This window comes from Haloferax sulfurifontis, from assembly GCF_014635105.1.
GTDB classification, from domain to species: domain Archaea; phylum Halobacteriota; class Halobacteria; order Halobacteriales; family Haloferacaceae; genus Haloferax; species Haloferax denitrificans.
Genome location: NZ_BMCI01000005.1, coordinates 354,933 through 371,095, shown reverse-complemented (window position 1 = coordinate 371,095; position 16,163 = coordinate 354,933). Strand labels below are relative to the sequence as shown.

At 66.6% G+C, this 16,163-nt stretch carries 12 protein-coding genes; 5 read left to right on the top strand and 7 right to left on the bottom strand.

Going from position 1 to position 16,163, the window contains the following annotated elements; translation table 11 throughout:
* Positions 1 to 45 precede the first annotated feature (45 nt).
* A complete protein-coding gene (locus IEV64_RS15245; protein ID WP_483867023.1) occupies positions 46 to 1,392 on the top strand; it encodes a nickel pincer cofactor-dependent isomerase, group 22 in 1,347 nt (448 codons plus the stop codon).
* A 48-nt stretch (positions 1,393 to 1,440) separates the two neighbouring features.
* Here IEV64_RS15245 and IEV64_RS15240 read toward each other — a convergent pair whose 3' ends face one another.
* The 3 genes from IEV64_RS15240 to IEV64_RS15230 all read right to left on the bottom strand — a co-directional run bounded on the left by IEV64_RS15240 (position 1,441) and on the right by IEV64_RS15230 (position 4,890).
* The gene (locus IEV64_RS15240) at positions 1,441 to 3,000 is read right to left on the bottom strand and encodes a glycoside hydrolase family 28 protein (protein ID WP_188424307.1); all 1,560 of its coding nucleotides are present in this window, start codon (positions 2,998 to 3,000) and stop codon (positions 1,441 to 1,443) included.
* Between the two features lie 97 nt (positions 3,001 to 3,097).
* Positions 3,098 to 4,153: an alpha/beta hydrolase family protein gene (locus IEV64_RS15235; protein WP_188424306.1), complete on the bottom strand. Its 1,056-nt coding sequence runs from the start codon at positions 4,151 to 4,153 to the stop codon at positions 3,098 to 3,100.
* A gap of 494 nt (positions 4,154 to 4,647) precedes the next feature.
* Positions 4,648 to 4,890: a hypothetical protein gene (locus IEV64_RS15230; RefSeq protein WP_229722663.1), complete on the bottom strand. Its 243-nt coding sequence runs from the start codon at positions 4,888 to 4,890 to the stop codon at positions 4,648 to 4,650.
* Between the two features lie 187 nt (positions 4,891 to 5,077).
* Here IEV64_RS15230 and IEV64_RS15225 point away from each other — a divergent pair, with 187 nt between their 5' ends.
* Together IEV64_RS15225 and IEV64_RS15220 are read left to right on the top strand one after the other, a co-directional pair.
* Positions 5,078 to 7,168 (top strand): ABC transporter substrate-binding protein, encoded by a 2,091-nt coding sequence (locus tag IEV64_RS15225; protein WP_188424337.1) that lies wholly within the window; start codon positions 5,078 to 5,080, stop codon positions 7,166 to 7,168.
* 205 nt (positions 7,169 to 7,373) lie between these two features.
* On the top strand, positions 7,374 to 9,500 hold the full coding sequence (locus IEV64_RS15220; protein ID WP_188424305.1) for an ABC transporter permease subunit: 2,127 nt from the start codon (positions 7,374 to 7,376) through the stop codon (positions 9,498 to 9,500).
* Positions 9,501 to 9,733: 233 nt separating this feature from the next.
* Here the strand turns inward: IEV64_RS15220 and IEV64_RS15215 are convergent, their stop codons facing one another.
* A complete protein-coding gene (locus IEV64_RS15215; RefSeq protein WP_089780464.1) occupies positions 9,734 to 9,952 on the bottom strand; it encodes a hypothetical protein in 219 nt (72 codons plus the stop codon).
* Between the two features lie 215 nt (positions 9,953 to 10,167).
* Between IEV64_RS15215 and IEV64_RS15210 the strand changes: the two genes are divergently transcribed.
* Together IEV64_RS15210 and IEV64_RS15205 are read left to right on the top strand one after the other, a co-directional pair.
* Entirely contained in the window at positions 10,168 to 11,229 is a 1,062-nt protein-coding gene (locus tag IEV64_RS15210; RefSeq protein ID WP_188424304.1) for an ABC transporter ATP-binding protein, read from the top strand.
* On the top strand, positions 11,226 to 12,341 hold the full coding sequence (locus IEV64_RS15205; RefSeq protein ID WP_188424303.1) for an ABC transporter ATP-binding protein: 1,116 nt from the start codon (positions 11,226 to 11,228) through the stop codon (positions 12,339 to 12,341). Before IEV64_RS15210 ends, IEV64_RS15205 begins: the two co-directional genes overlap by 4 nt.
* Positions 12,342 to 12,483: 142 nt before the next feature.
* Here the strand turns inward: IEV64_RS15205 and IEV64_RS15200 are convergent, their stop codons facing one another.
* The 3 genes from IEV64_RS15200 to IEV64_RS15190 all read right to left on the bottom strand — a co-directional run bounded on the left by IEV64_RS15200 (position 12,484) and on the right by IEV64_RS15190 (position 16,021).
* Positions 12,484 to 13,605 (bottom strand): Gfo/Idh/MocA family protein, encoded by a 1,122-nt coding sequence (locus IEV64_RS15200; protein WP_188424302.1) that lies wholly within the window; start codon positions 13,603 to 13,605, stop codon positions 12,484 to 12,486.
* Between the two features lie 69 nt (positions 13,606 to 13,674).
* Positions 13,675 to 14,709, bottom strand: a complete 1,035-nt coding sequence (locus tag IEV64_RS15195) for a Gfo/Idh/MocA family protein (RefSeq protein ID WP_188424301.1) — start codon at positions 14,707 to 14,709, stop codon at positions 13,675 to 13,677.
* A 127-nt stretch (positions 14,710 to 14,836) separates the two neighbouring features.
* Positions 14,837 to 16,021 (bottom strand): MFS transporter, encoded by a 1,185-nt coding sequence (locus IEV64_RS15190; RefSeq protein ID WP_306452316.1) that lies wholly within the window; start codon positions 16,019 to 16,021, stop codon positions 14,837 to 14,839.
* Positions 16,022 to 16,163: the final 142 nt, after the last annotated feature.

Below are 16,163 nucleotides of genomic sequence, written 5' to 3'. Positions count from 1 at the left end.
ACCCCGACGAACAGTTTTATGTCGCACTCGGCCGTCGAGTGGCGCATGCACACAGACGACAAGAACCCCGCAGACTGGCTCTCCGTCCCGGATGACGTTATTCTCGAAGCGTGCGGTACCCCCCCGCTCCCCGAGTTAGGTGTCGTCGAACAGGTCTGGGAGACGGACCCCATCGCGGAAGCCGAGGTCTCGAAGGCGGCCGCGAGCGCCGTCGCCGAACTCTCGTTCGCGGACGTACCCGAGGGCGGCGAGGTCGCGCTCGGCGTCGGGAGCCGCGGTATCGCGAACCTGCCCGACATCGTCGCGGGCGTCGTCGAGGCCGTCGCCGAGGCGGGCTACGAACCGTTCGTCTTCCCCGCGATGGGGAGCCACGGCGGCGCGACCGGCGAGGGACAGCGGGAGATGCTGAACGAACTCGGCGTCACCGAAGCGCGAATCGGCTGTGAGATTCGGTCCAGCATGGAGGTCGTGGAGGTCGGGCGCACGCCGGACCGCGACGTGCCCGTCGTCGCCGACGCCAACGCGGCGGGCGCGGACGCCATCGTGCCCATCAACCGGGTCAAGCCCCACACCGACTTCGACGGCGAGGTCGAAAGCGGGCTGTCGAAGATGCTCGTCATCGGGATGGGCAAACAGCGCGGCGCGCAAATCGCTCACAAGTGGGCGGTCGACTGGTCGTTCCGGCGGATGATTCCCGAGATAACCGAGCAACTGTTGGACTCGCTTCCCATCGTCGGGGGCCTCGCAATCGTGGAAGACCAGCACGACGACACCACGCTGGTCGAGGGCGTTCCCCCGTCGGGCTTCCTCGACCGCGAGCGCGAACTGCTCGAAACCGCGTACGAACTGATGCCGAAGCTCCCGTTCGAGGAGCTCGATTTGGTCGTGTTCGACCGGCAGGGCAAGGAGATTAGCGGGCAGGGGATGGACACGAACGTCATCGGCCGCCGGCCGTTTTCCATCAACGAGCCCGCGCCCGAGAAGCCGAACGTCAAGCGCATCTACACCCGCGGGCTGACCGAGAAGACCCACGGCAACGCGATGGGCGTCGGGTCGGCGGACGTGATTCACGAGGACGTCGCCGCCGAGTTGGACGCGGGGACGACGCTCATCAACGCGCTCACGGCGAGCACCATCCGCGGCGTGAAGCTCCCGCCGGTCGTCGAGACAGACCGCGCGGGCGTGGTCGCGGCGCTGTCGACCATCGGCGTCGTCGACCTCGACACGGTCCGGGTCGTCCGCGCCGCCGACACGATGCACCTCCACCGGCTGTACGCCTCGCCGGCGCTCGTCGAGGAGGCCCGCGACCGCGACGACCTCCGCGTGGTCGAGGAACCCTCGCCGATAGCGTTCGAAGACGGCCAGTTCGCCGCGCCGTCGCTCCGGGACTGAAGCGCGCAGGAGCGTCTTTTTCGAAAAAACGGGGTTGTCGGGCGTCGCTTACCGCTCGACCGGTTCGGACTGTGCCGAGACGACGGCCTCGTCCATGTCGCCGTAGTTGCCCGCGAGGAGCACCGACGACTCGCCGTCATTCGCGTCATCCCCGTCATTCGCGCCGTCGCGGACGCGGGCGAACGGTTCGCCGTCCTCGGGGGCGACACAGCCGCCGATTCGGAGGTGTTCGACGCCGTCCGCCTCGACGGCCGGCCCCCCGTCGGACTGGGCTTCGAAGCCGTCGAGGACGACCGTCGAACTCGCTTCCGCGGTCAGCGGGGTCCCGCTCCCGTCGGGGACCGTCACGCGAACGTCCGTGAACGAGACGCTCCCGAGCGACTTACAGAAGACGCCGTGTCGCTGGTCGTAGCCGTTCGCCATCGCCGGCGAGAGGTCCGAGGCGTCGAAGGGGCGAGTCGCGTCGATGTCCACGTCGGTAAAGGAGATGCCCTCGAAGCGCCGTTCGGGAAGGCCCGCGAGGAACGCCGCCGACTCGACCTCCTCGGCGGTGATGTGGTGGAAGTCGACGTTGCGGACGTTCGGCGTCGCCTCGGTGACGGGCTCGGGGTCGCTGTCGATGTCCGTCTGGTAGTAGCCGTTGATGACGAACGGGCAGGCGACGCGGCGCATGACGATGGTGTCGAACCGGAGGTCCTCGACCGTCCCGCCGCGGCCGCGCTTGGACTTGATGCGGATGCCGCGGTCGGTGTCGGTGAAGGTGCAGTTCGTGACGGTGACGTGTCGCACGTCGCCGGCCGTCTCGCTCCCGATGACGACGCCGCCGTGGCCGTGTTCGACCGTGCAGTTCGTCACGACGACGTTCTCGGTCGGGCGACCGACCTCGCGGCCCTCCTCGTCCTTGCCGGACTTCAGGCAGATGGCGTCGTCGCCGGCGTCGATGTGGGTGTCGCTGACCCTGACGAACCGCGAGGAGTCGATGTCGATGCCGTCGCCGTTCGGGGCGTCCGGCGGGTTCTGAATCGATACGTCGTGAATCGTCACGTCCTCGGAGTAGACGACGTGCGTGTTCCAAAACGGGGAGTTCCGAAGCGTCACGCCGGAGAGGGTCACGTTCTCACAGCCGTCGATTTGGAGTAGCGGCGGGCGCACCGTGAACGTGCTCACCGCGTCCTGTTTGTTGCCGCTCCGAATCTCTGCGAGTCGCTCGGCGAGTGCGGGCGGGTACTCCTCGGGCGGTACCGACACGAACTCCCACCAGTAGGAGCCGCCGCCGTCGATGACGCCCTCGCCGGTGATGGTGACGTTCGCGGCGTCGGCCACGTGGAGACACGGGTGAAATCCGTCCTGGTCCCACCCCTCCCAGCGGCTCTCGACCGTCGGGAACTCGGTGAAGTCCTCGACGAACCGGAGTTCCGCGCCGTTCGCCAGCCTGAGGGTCGTGTCGTCGCCGACGCGGAGCGGGGCGCTTCGGTACGTCCCCGGCGGGAGGTACACCTCGCCGCCCTCGCCGGCGCAGTCGTCGAGCGCCGCCTGAATCGCCGCCGTGTCGAGCGAATCGTCGTCGTCGGTCCCGTAGTCGCGCACGTTCCGCTGTTCGAGAGTCACGCCTCAAGCATCCGCGAGCGAATTCATAAACGTTGTGCCGGGGGACCACGACGCGGCACGGCCCGTAGCCCGATGGGAGGGAAGACGGCGCGGCGGCTCAGAGTCGGTCGCGCAGGAAGGGCCACGCGCCGGCCTCGAAGAAGCGGTGGCCGCCGTCGCCGACGAAGAGACTGCACTTCCCCTCAGCATCCGCGGCGCAGTACCGACCCTGGATGCGGTCGAACGCCCGCCTCGTCCCGGCTACCGGGAAAATCGGGTCGGCGTCGCCCGCGACGACGCGGAGCGGCCGCGGGGCGACGAGGCCGGCGACGTCCCACACCTCGCCGAGGCGACGGAGACCGGGGACGTAGTTGCACAGGCAGTGGTCGATGGGGACGATGGAGTCCTCGAACGGGCAGACCGACGCGCAGGCGACGACGGCCCCGAGTCGCTCGTCGAGCGCGCCCGCGAGGAGCGCGACGGTCCCGCCGCCGGAGTGGCCGCAGACGGCCAGTCGGTCCGGGTCGAGGACGGGGTGGTCCGCGGCGAAATCGACCAGCCGGCACACGTCCCAGACGCGCTCGCCGACGAGCGATCGGCCGACGAGCTGGGCGCGCTTCTGCCAGCACGTACACGCGCTGACGGCGTCGGTCGCGTTCGATTCGTCGGCCGCGTCGGGAGATAGCTCACCGAAGGCGCGCATGTCGGGAGCGACGACGGCGAAGCCACGGCGGACCGCCTGCCGCGCGATGTCCCGGCGGTCGTCGGCGACGTGACGGCGGGCCGCCTCGTCATCGGCGACCCCGGCGGCGAGGTCCTTGCCGTGTTCGGTGTGGCCGTGAAGCGCGACGACGACGGGATACGGCGGGTCCACCGAGTCGGGGAGAAGCAGGTAGAACGGGACGCGGAACCCCCGTTCCGTGCGGACGCTCCACGTCTGTCGCTCGTACCGCCGGTGTCGAACCGTCGCTCCCGGGCGCTCCCGCCGCCTCGGGTCGATGTCCTCGACGGCGCGGTCACGCATCGCCGGAAACCCGAGGACGTCGCGCAGTTCGTCGCGGAACGACGCCTGCCACGCCGCGAACGCCCGGCCGGGGTTCCCCGGAGACGCGACCGGACTGTCGCTCGCTCGGAGGACGCCGTCGAACCAGTCGTCGTAGTCGAAGCCAGTCATTCGGTGTCGTTCCGACGAACGCGACGGGCTCACAAGTGCGTGTCGACGCCGCAGACCGAGGTGTTCGTTCCCCGTAGGCGAACAGGACTGGAGAAATAGATAAATCGAACCTAAGGCCGTCTACGACCCGTTTTCAGTCGTCTCGGGGACTGGCGAAACGGTCAGAACGCGGGGAGGCGAGCATTACGGTTGTAGCGGCGTCACGGCAAGTGTCTGATTCCCACCTGCCGCAATTCGACCGATAGAAGTCCTGAAGACAGACATTCGACGGAACAGGGCGCTGACAGAGCGTCCGTCCGGTGAGGACGCCCGCTCGGTCGAAGCTTCTGAGTTCCCCGTACGCGAACGAAAACGGCCGTCTTGGTTGTGGACTCGGCGCTGAAATCGAATGACAGCGGCGTGTTGGCGACGAAAGTGACACCACGATATAAAGAACGCGGGGGGCCGAATCGAGAGCGGCGGCGGGAACGAAAGCGGGGCGGACCGACAGCCGGTCAGTCGAGGGCGTCACTCAGGTAGCCACAGCGCCAGAAGACGACGCCGACGGTCGCGAGGAGCACGCCGGCGAGCGCGAAGTCCATCATGAGAACGACGTAGGAGGCGGTCCCGCGCTCGATGCCCGTCATCGCGAGCAGTCCGAGCACGACGATGAGAAGCGTAAACGAGAGCACGCTGGTCCACAGCATCTTCTTCCGGCAGATCCAACATTTGAAGTACGACCGTTCTGAGGTTCCCATTACCGACGATTTCGCAAAACGACATAATAGTCCTTTGGGGCTACCGCCTTCGCGTTTCGCCCGCGCGGGTCGCCCATCGCGGGTCGCGGGGGCGGTCGCGTAGACGGTCGCGCAATCAAACAAGTGTCATTAAATAATCAGCATTATCGATGGGTATATATAGAATAGTCGTAATGGGTACTGTGTGATGGATTCGCAAAGCAGTGCTGAGTCCGACAAGTGGATCAGCGACGACGAGTGGGAAGGCGTATCGCCACAGACGCGGCGTCGCCTGCTTCGAAACGCGTTCGGTGCCACGGCCGGCGCCGCCGCGCTGGCCGGATGCAGTAGTGGCGGTACCGAGGACACGCCGACGCCCCTCGAAAACGAGGGCGGTGGCGGCGGGAGCACGACGACCGACGGCGAATCGAGCCAGTCGTCGGGACAGACGCTCGACCACATCATCTCGCTCGCGCCGACGAACGCCCGGTTCAACCCCTACGGCAACGCCGCGAACTTCTCGTTCCGGTGGTACTGGGCGATGTTCGACCAGTTGGCCGTCCACGACAAGGTGTCGAACAAGACGAAGGGGATGGTCATCGAGGACTGGGAGTACGCCGACAGCGGGCAGGTCGCGTGGAACATCCGCGACACCTACACGTGGCACAACGGCGACGACCTGACCGCGGAGGACGTGGCGACCCAGCTCAAAATCGGCCAGTTGATGCAGACGGTCCACAAGGGCTACGGCGCACAGCCGCTGTACGAGAACGTGGAGACGACCGGGAAGTACGAGCTCACCTTCGACCTCGTCGAACCCGACATCAGTCGAGAGATATTCGAGTTCGGCCACATGAAGCGCCGGGCGTGGCTCTGGGCGCACCGAGACATCTGGGGGCAGTACGCCGAGATGTTCGACGACGCCACCACCGAATCGGAGCGGACCGCCGCCCAACAGGAGATGATGCAGGCGATTCAGCAGGACGTCTGGGACAACGCGAACGTGCCGGGGAACTCCGTCTGGGAGTTCGTCAGCGGAGAGGAGAACGTCGCGCACTTCGAGCCCTACGACGACTACGTCAGCCCCTTCAGCGATGCCGAGTGGTCGAACGGCGAAATCACGGGCGACATGATAGACTACAGCCTCGACTGGCACCGCTACCCGAACCAACAACAGCGGACCAAGGCGATGCAGGAGGGCGTCATCGACGTGAGCTACCCGCCGGAGTCGCAGTCCGCCCGGGACCAACTCAAAGAAAACGGGTGGGGGCCGGCCGACAGCCTCTCCGAGGACCAAATCACGCCGCAGATGCGCAGTGGGGCGATGGGCGTCCTGCTCAACTGTCAGAGCGACATCACCGGCGACCCGCGCGTCCGGAAGGCGATTCACCACATCGTCCCCCGGAAGCCGCTCGTCGAGTGGGTTCCGGACTACGGCACCTACTGGGTCGAAGACCGCATTCCGTCCGGCATCGGGCAGGACAAGGAAGTGCCGTGGTTCGGCGGGAACTCGAACTGGCCGAGCGGCGACCTCGCGAGCCTCGAACGGTACGCCCACACGGAGAGCGACGTGGACGAACAGCGGGCGACCGAGCTCCTCGAAGCCGCCGGCTTCTCGAAGCCGGGGAACCGCTGGAAGGACCCCAACGGTGAGAACGTCACCCTGCGGTTCTACACGGCGACCTCCGACGAGGAGCCGATGGCCCTGCGGTTCGCCCAAATCGCGAAGTCCTACTTGGATAGTTTCGGTCTCCAGACGGAAGTGACCGCACAGGAGGCGACTATCCGCGCCGGGAAGACGATGGAGTCCGGCGACTGGGAGTTGCTGTTCGACAACTGGGGCGGCGCGAAGTCCGGGCCGCCGTTCCTCGGCTTCACGAACTCCTTCCGGGTTCAGGAGTCGCTGTCCGGACAGCCGCTTCCGAGCAACGACAGCTGGGCGATGGACCGCGTCGTCGAGGTGCCGTACCCCATCGGCGACCCGACCGGCGACCTCCGGGAAGTCGACGTCATCGACAAGCTCAACGAGCTCCGGACGCAGATGTCAAACGAAGAGCGCAAACAGAAGGTCGCCGAAGTCTCGTGGATATTCAACCAGTCGCTCCCGATGATGCTCATCAACGAGGAGGGCGGCACGGGGGGCTACTGGCTGAACCACGACAACTGGGCGACGAAGCCGCCGAACAACAACCTGAACCCGGCGTACCGCTACGAAATCGTCGAAATCGGCCAGTACTCCTACTGCCAGTACATGGCCAAGATGGGAACCGAGTACTTCCACCCGGCGGGAGGGCAGTAACCGAACCGAGCGCCGCCGCCTGAACGAGATTCCGTCGTCTCACCGAAACAGCCATACGTACCAACCATGCGGTGAACTCCCCGTCCGGAGGCCGGCGCGAGCGCCTCCGGACGAGACGACGGCGAGTCGGGTCGGTCGAGTGCGGTCGAAAGTAGCCCTATTCATAATGATTAAGTACCCACATGAGAGGTAAGAACTAGCAAGGATGGTCGAGAAAAATTACTACGTGCGCCGGATAGCGCAGGCCCTGATAACGGTCTGGGCGGCGATCACGTTCTCGTTCGTGACGGTTCGGCTCATACCCGGCGGGCCGATGGATTACATCGCCGCGCAGATTAGACAGCGGTCCGGAGGGGCGGTTTCGTCGACCCGCCTCAATCAGATGGTCGAGATGTACTCGAACATCAACCCGGACAAGCCGATGCTCCAAGCGTACGTCGAGTACATCGTATCGGTCGCGCAACTGGACTTCGGACGGTCGATCTTCTACGCGGACCCGGTCTGGAACGTGCTCGGACCGGCGATCCCGTGGACGATGTTCGTCTCGCTTTTCGCCCTCGTCATCGGCACCATCATGGTGTTTCTCATCGGCGGCTTCCTCGCCGTCCACGAGGGCGACACCTGGGACGTGGTCGGGAGTTACTTCGTCATCTTCTCCGACGCCGTCCCGTACTACATCGTCGGGCTCGTACTGCTGTTCACGCTCGGGTTCGGCACCGAGTTCTTCCCCAACGGCGGACGCTACGACAACGCGCTCACGCCCGGCTTCAACATCGAGTTCATGGCCAGCGTGTTGCGACACGCGGCGCTTCCCATCATGTCGTTCGCACTGACCTCGTGGGGGGGCCTCGAGTTCCGGGCCCACTGTACTCGCATCATCGGCGAGGACTACGTCGACGTGGCGGAACTCAGGGGACTGCCCGACAGCCGGATTCAACTGCGCTACATCGGCTGGAACTCGATGCTCCCGATGTACACCGGTCTCATGGCCGGCCTCGCCAGCCTCTTCGGCGGGTCGGTCATCATGGAGCAGATATTCCGCTACCGCGGCATGGGCTTTTACTTCTACGAGGCCACGATGGCGCGGGACTACACGACGGTCATGGCGGCGGTCATCCTCTTTACCATCGTCACCGTCGTCGGACTCCTCATCGCCGACTTCACCTACGGCTTCATCGACCCGCGCGCCGGCCACACTCAGCGCGAGTCCTACTCGCGGTCATACCGCGAGCGCCTCCAGCGGTTCCTCAACCGCCTGCGGGGCGGCGGCGCGGACGAGACCGAGACCATCGACGACCGCATCGAGGGGAACCGCATCTCGGCGAGCGGCGCGATGAGCTTCGACGTCGATAGCTCCGACTTCTCGCGCGGCGAGTACATCAAGGAGCGAATCGACCAGAGCCTCCTGACGCCGTTCCGCATCATCTGGACCTCGCCGCGAGCGCGGGTCGGTGCGATAATCCTCGGCATCTTCGGCTTCCTCGGGCTGTTCGGGCCGTACCTCGTCCCCGAGGTCAGGCCGATGCAGGGCCCGATTCTCCTGCAACCGCTGGAGAACATGCGCTACCCGCTCGGCACCGACGACATCGGTCGCGACCTCCTCGCACAGCAGGTGCTCGCGACCCGTCCGATGCTCGTCATGATGCTGTCTGGAGCCATCGTCACGCTCGGACTCGCCATCTTCTTCGGCGTCACGTCCGGCTACCTCGGCGGCGTCATCGACAAGGTGCTCATGACGGTGACGGACGTGATGATGAACATCCCCGGGCTGGCGCTCGTCATCGTCCTCGCCGTGATTCTCGAACCGAAGAGTCCGGTGTTCGTCGGGTTCGTGCTGGCCATCGACAACTGGCCACGGTTGGCCCGACAGCTCCGCTCGCAGGTGCTCACTATCCGCAGTGAGTCCCACGTCGAGGCCTCGCGCGTGCTCGGACTGCCCACGTCGAGCATCCTCTCGAAGAACGTCATGTCCCGGCTCATGCCGATGCTGACGATGGGGACCGTCGGCTCCATGCGGAACATCCTGATGGAGTCCGTCGGCCTGTACTTCATCGGCGTACTGCCGTTCACGACGAGCAACTGGGGCGTCGTCCTCAACATCGCCCGCAACGGCGGCGCGCTGTCGGGCATGGACCGCTTCCACTGGTTGCTCGCGCCGATACTGTTCATCGTCACGATGACATACGGCCTCCAACTGTTCGCGCAGGGGACGGACCGACTGTTCAACCCCCGTCTGCGCGCCCGCCACGCGGCCACCGTCTCGACCGAGGATATGGAAGGCGGTCGCGGCGGCTCGGAAGGCGGCGACGGTGCCGCGTCCGCCGCGGACTGACCAACTCGACCCGGACGGTCGATTTCGCATCGCCGTTTTTTCCGTTGTCTCGACCCGAGAGCGGCCGTGCTACGCCGCCCCGGGGAAAAGGTTAACATACGCGCTATCGACCTACCAAACGGACTTCAACTATGAAAGTGGAGAAAGAAGGAAATACGACGCGGTACCTGCTCGGCCTCGTGATACTCGTTATCCTGCTCGTCGGGGTGTACTACGGATTCACCATGATGTGATCAGACCAGTCGGTACGCCCACAAGAGCACCCGGAACGCGACGGCGACGAACACCAGTAACCCACCGATTATTCCGAACATCCCCGCCCAGACGCCGGTCTGAAGGGCGGCACCGAAGAGAATCAACAGCGCGCCGAGGAGAATCACCGTCGAGGTGATGCCGCCGATTTTGGAGCGAACTGTCCACAGTACGTTCTGTCGCGTTTGTGCTTGCGCCATGTCAGCACGGACATCGCGGGCGAACTTATAGTTTTCCGGTATCGCTGGCTGAACCGTCCGAAGTGGCCGAAATTGGTCGAACCCGCTTGCACCGGCGGAAAGTATTAAGTAGGATTGAACGTGATATTTTCCTACTACGGTCACATGTTGACGATACGCACGCGTAACGGGCGGGGCCGCTCGCCCGGCGCACGAACCGACGAGAGGGACTGACCATGGCGACACAACACACCAAACAGCAGATGCCAGACGAGCCGTCGGCCGAGCACAACGTCTTAGAGATAACGAACGCGAGCGTCGCGTTCGCGATGGAACGGGGGGACGCGCGGGTCCTCGACGACGTGTCGATTAACGTCCGCCGCGGCGAGGTGCTCGGCGTCGTCGGCGAGTCCGGGTCCGGCAAGTCGATGCTGGCGGACTCCATGCTCGACGCCATCGACTCGCCGGGGACGCTCACCGGCGACGTGGTGTTCAACCCGCCGGAGGGCGGCGAGCCCATCAGGGTCAACGACCTGAGCAAAGAGGAGCTTCGCCGGTTCCGCTGGGAGCGCGTCTCGATGGTCGTTCAGGGGGCGCTCGACTCGTTCAATCCGACGCTCAGCATCGGCGACCACTTCGTCGAGACGCTCCGCGCGCACGACTACGACATCCAAGCGGGGATGGAGCGCGCCCGACAGCTCATCTCCGACGTGCACCTCGAACCGGACCGCGTCCTCGACGCGTACCCCCACGAGCTCTCGGGCGGGATGAAACAGCGGGCGCTCATCGCGCTGAGCCTCATCCTCGACCCCGACGTGCTCGTGATGGACGAGCCGACCGCCGCGCTCGACCTGCTGATGCAACAGTCGATTCTGAAGCTCCTCTCGGAGCTGAAAGCCGAGTACGACCTCACCATCGTCATCGTGACGCACGACCTGAGCCACGTCGCGCGCATCTCCGACCGCCTCGCGGTGATGTACGCCTTCGAACTGCTCGAACTCGGCCCGGTGCAGGACATCGTCATGGACCCCGCCCATCCCTACACGCGGGAGCTACTCAACTCGATACCCGACATCGACGCCGACCTCGACGAGATGGCGTCCATCGAGGGGACGAGCCCCGACCCGCTGAACGTTCCGAAGGGCTGTTCGTACCACACCCGGTGCCCGCTCGCCGACGAGCAGTGTCGGGCGACGAACCCGGACCTCATCGAGGTGTCCGACGGTCACGGGGCCGCGTGCTTCTACACCGACGAAGCCCGCGAGACGATTCCCCTCAAGAAGGAGGTCTCGAAATGAGCGACGACCCCCTGCTCCGCGTCGACGACCTGAGCGTCCACTTCGGTGGCAACGAGGGCATCCTCGACCGCCTCCTCGGCGACGACAAGGGCGTCGTCCGCGCCGTCGACGACGTCTCGCTCGATATCGGCGAGAACGACGTGGTCGCGCTCGTCGGCGAGTCCGGCTGTGGCAAGACGACGCTCGGAAAGGCCATGATCGGCCTCCAACGGCCCACCTCGGGGACGGTCAGCTTCCGCGGGCAGGACATCTGGAAGTCCGACCTCGAACCCGGCGACATCCCGTACAAGGAGATTCGGAAGTCGCTCCAGATGGTCCATCAGGACGCGGGGAACTCGCTTGACCCCAACCGGACGATATTCAAGAACCTCAATCCGGCGCTGAAGAAGTGGCGGCCGGAGCTCAACCTCGTCGAACGACGAGAGCTCGTCCACCAGATGCTCGATACGGTCGGGCTCACGCCCGCGGACGACTACGCCTCTCGGTACCCCCACCAACTGAGCGGCGGGGAGGCCCAGCGGACCGTCATCGTCCGGTCGATGCTCCTCGAACCGGACCTCATCCTCGCCGACGAGGCCGTGAGCGCCCTCGACGTGTCGCTGCGGGTGAACCTGATGGACCTCCTCCTCGAACTGCAGGAGATGTTCAGCACCTCGTTCGTCTTCATCTCGCACAACATGGCGAACGCCCGCTACCTCGCCGGTCGCGCCGACGGTCGCATCGCCGTCATGTACCTCGGCCGCATCGTCGAAATCGGCCCGGCGGACGAGATTATCAAGAACCCCCAACACCCGTACACCAAGAGCCTCCTGTGGGCGACCTCCGGCCTCTCGGAGATAAACGACCCCATCGAGACGCCGCCGGTCAGGAAAATCGACATCCCGGACCCGGAGAACCCGCCGAGCGGCTGTCGGTTCCACACCCGCTGTCCCGAGGCGCGAGAGTACTGCGCGTCGAACACGCCGGACCTCTCCGGCATGAGCGGCCCGTCGGACCGCCACGAGGCGGCATGCTTCGACGCGCACGACAGAATCGACTATCGGAACAGCGACCCCATCGCCGACGACTTCGACATCGACGTCGCGGACGACACCGAACAGCCGGCCGACTGAGAGAAACGCCTCGATTGGAACCGCTGTTCAGACGCCGTCGTCAACACCGAAACCGGTACCGGCACCGACGCCAGTTTTCGCTCCCGTACTGACGCCCGTTTTCGCTCCCGGGCCGATTCCTGTGTTCGCTCCGCTCCCGAGTTCACTCCGCGTCATCCACGGGACCGACGTCACGCGGGAAACCGTCGGGGACCGACGGGGGGCGCTCGCACTGCGCCGAGAGTTCGACGTACGCGCCCTCTTCGGCGGACTCGCGGATGCCGTCCATCGCTTCGAGGACGTGGAACCCGAGGTCGCCGCTGGTCCGGTGGTCCCAGTCGGAATCGAGCGAGTACGCGAGGTCGACGAGGCCGAGGCCGCGCTGTTGGCCGGGGTGGTCGCGCTCGACGGGAACCTCGCGCCACTCGCCGTCGTCGTCGTCGCTGAGGTGGACGCGGGGCGTCCCGTCGAACCGATTGGGGTCGGTGACGCTCAGCGTCCCCTCGGTGCCGTAAATCTCGAACCCCGGTAGTTCGGACCCCCACACGTCGAAACTCGTCAGAAGCGTCCCCGTCGCGCCGTTCTCGAAGGTCACGACGGCCGTCTCGTGGGTCGGCACCGACACCGGAATCCGCTCGCCGCGGCGCGGCTCGCTCGTTATCTCGCGCTCTGCGAACGGCGTGTTCGCGGTGCCGGCGACCGACCGAATCGGGCCGAGAAGCGTCACGAGCGACGTGAGATAGTACGGCCCCATGTCGAAAAGCGGGCCGCCGCCCTCCGCGTAGAAGCCGTCGGGGTCCGGGTGCCAGTGTTCGTGGCCGTGGTTCGACCAGAACGCCGTCGCGCCGACGGGGTCGCCGATGCGGCCCTCGTCGATGAGGTCGCGGCAGGTCTGGATGCCGGTTCCGAGGACGGTGTCGGGCGCGACGCCGACGGTCAGTCCCCGCTCGGCGGCGGTCTCCAGAATCGCCTCGCCCTCGGCCTTGGTCGCCGCGAGCGGCTTTTCTGTGTAGGCGTGCTTGCCCGCTCGGAGGGCGGCGGACACGAGGTCGCCGTGGGTTCCCGCCGGCGTGAGCACGACCGCAACGTCGATTTCGGGGTCTGCGAGCAGGTCCTCCGTCGGGAGGACGCGGGGGACGCCGTACTCGTCTGCCTTCGACTCCGCGCGGTCCGCGTCGAGGTCTGCGCAGGCGACGATATCGAGGGCGGCGAAGCGGTTGCCCGCCTCGAAGTACACGTCGCTGATGGCTCCACAACCGATGATACCGAGAGTCACGCGCTCCATACCGGGGCGACGCGGGAGAGGCTCAAATAGCTGTTGACGGCCGCGGGCGCGAGGGAGTCGTCGGGCGAGTCAGCGCGCTCGGTCGTCCGCGTCGCCGAGGTCGCCGAGAGGGGACACCGACACCCACTCGCCGCGGCTGTCCGAGGCCTCGGCGGCGAAGATGATGTCCACTCCCTTTCTCGCCTCGTCCGGCGGCACCATCGGCGGTCGGCCCGCGGAGACGGCCTCGACGAAGTCGCGTATCTGGGCGACGTGCGGGCCGTCGGGCCGCGGGTCGGGGAGGTCGACAGGCTGTTTCTCCCCGTTCACCTCGAACAGTTCGACGCCCGTCTCGGTGACGCGAAGCGTTCCCTCCGTCCCGTTGAATTCGAGGCTGATGGGCTGTTGGGGCCGCGTCGCCGTCGTCGCCGACACCTGCCCGAGCGCGCCGTCTTCGAACCGGAGCGAGAGCGCGGCGGTGTCGGGCGCGTCGACGTCGTGGTACAGCGCGTCGCCGGTGCCGGCGACCCGCGACACGTCGCCGGCGACCCACTGGAGCAGGTCGATGCCGTGGAGCGCCTGCGTGAACAGGACGCCGCCGTCGAGGTCGGCGCTCCCGTGCCACGACGAGTCGTCGTAGTACGAGCGGTCGCGGTGCCACTTCACCCGCACGTCGGCGAACACGAGCCGTCCGAGCCGGCCGTCGCGGACCGCCTCGCGGGCGAACTGCATCGCGGGAATCAGCCGTCGCTGAAGGATGCAAGCGAGGGTGACGCCGGCGTCGCGGCAGGCGGCGACCATGTCGTCGACGCGGCCGGGCGTGATTTCCAGCGGTTTCTCGCAGAGCACGTCGATGCCCGCCGCCGCGGCGTCGACGACGATGTTGCGGTGGGCCCCGTTGGGCGTGCAGACGCAGACGGCGTCGAGCGCGGCGTCGGCGAACAGGTCGGCGTGGCCGGTGTACGACGGACAGCCGTGCGTCTCGCCGAACGAACGAGCGGTCTCCGGGGTGTGGTCCGCACAGCCCACGAGTTCGGCACCGTCGGTGTCTGCGAGCGCTTCGGCGTGGGACCGCCCCATGCTCGCACAGCCGACGATGCCGACCCGAACCGGCGTCTCGGTCATCGGCGCTCACCGTCGGGCGAAAGCGTGACTGTGACTGTAGGCGTCATCGACTGGAACGTCAGCGGGCGGCGTGATAAGCGTTTACGGGCGGGGGTCGCGGCCGGGCGGTCGTACGGCGTGGCGCGGCTCACTCGGGCGAGAAGCTCTCGGTGAGCGTCCGTCCGACCAGCCCGGCGGCGACGAACGCGAGGACGCTGGTGCAGACGAACGCCGTGGCGTAGTCGAACCGGGTGGCGAGCACGCCGACGACGAGCGGGCCGAGGACGCCGCCGAGGCCGCGGGCGGTCGATCGGAGGCCCATCAGCTCGGACTCGCGGTCGACGGGGGCCACGTCGGCGACGAAGGCGATGGTTCCCACGGTGAGCATGGAGAACGTGACCGCGTGGACGACGAAGGCGGTGCTACTGATACCGATGCGGGCGAGTCGCCCATCGGGGACGAGCGCGAGCACGGCCACGAGCGCCTGCACGCCGCTTCCGGCGAGGCCGCCGACGATGAGCTTCTTCCGGCCGATGCTATCGCTCAGGCGGCCGAACCCGTACATCGAGACGACTCGAACCGCGGGACTGACCGCGAGGACGGCACCCATGACGACGTTCGAGAGACCCACGTCGGCGACGAGGAACACCGGAACGACCGAGATGAACCCCTTCTCGGTCATGTTCCGGAGGACGATGCCGACGTACAGCCAGCCGAGGCCGGTGCGCTCGAACAGTTCGCGCCGCGCGCCGCCGGGGAGGAGTCGACTCCGGACTTCCCGCAGGAGTCGGCCCGCAGTCAGCGTGGCCCCCGACGGCGGCGTCGGGTCCCTGACGCGGAGCGTGAGGAGCGTCGCCGCGAGGCCGAGACCGACGACGACGAGATAGAGGTCCGTCGGCACGAGCAGGCCGACGAGATAGCCGACGAACAGCCGACCGCTGATGGCTCCGGAGGAGCGGGCGCTACTGTAAAAGCCGATGGAGCGCCCGCGGCCGGACTCGCCGCCAGACTCGCTCACGATTGTGAGAATCACCGACTGGAACCCGGCGGTGAACACCGCGAAGAGGCCCCGACAGGCGATTTGGAGCGGGACCGACGCGGTGACGGTCAGCGGGGCGACCGCGAGCGTCGAGAGGAGCGCGGTCCCGACGAGTATCGCCCGCCGGCGACCCGTGATATCTGCGATTGCGCCCCAGACCGGGGCGAACACGAACAGTCCGAAGGAGAACGCCGCGTACGCGAGGCTCACGGCGAACGGCGACCCCTGTTCTCCGATATAGAGCGCCATCGCCGTCCCGAAGAGCGACCCGCACGCGACGCGCGAGAGGCCGATGAGCGCGAGCGCGCTCCGCTGTCCTCGACTCGCTGGTCGAGCCTGCTGATTGACTACCACTACGACTCGGTGTGACGCTACCGCCCAATAAAGATTGGCGAGACGTGCGGCGGCGCGGACTCGCTACGAGCGACGGCGGGGG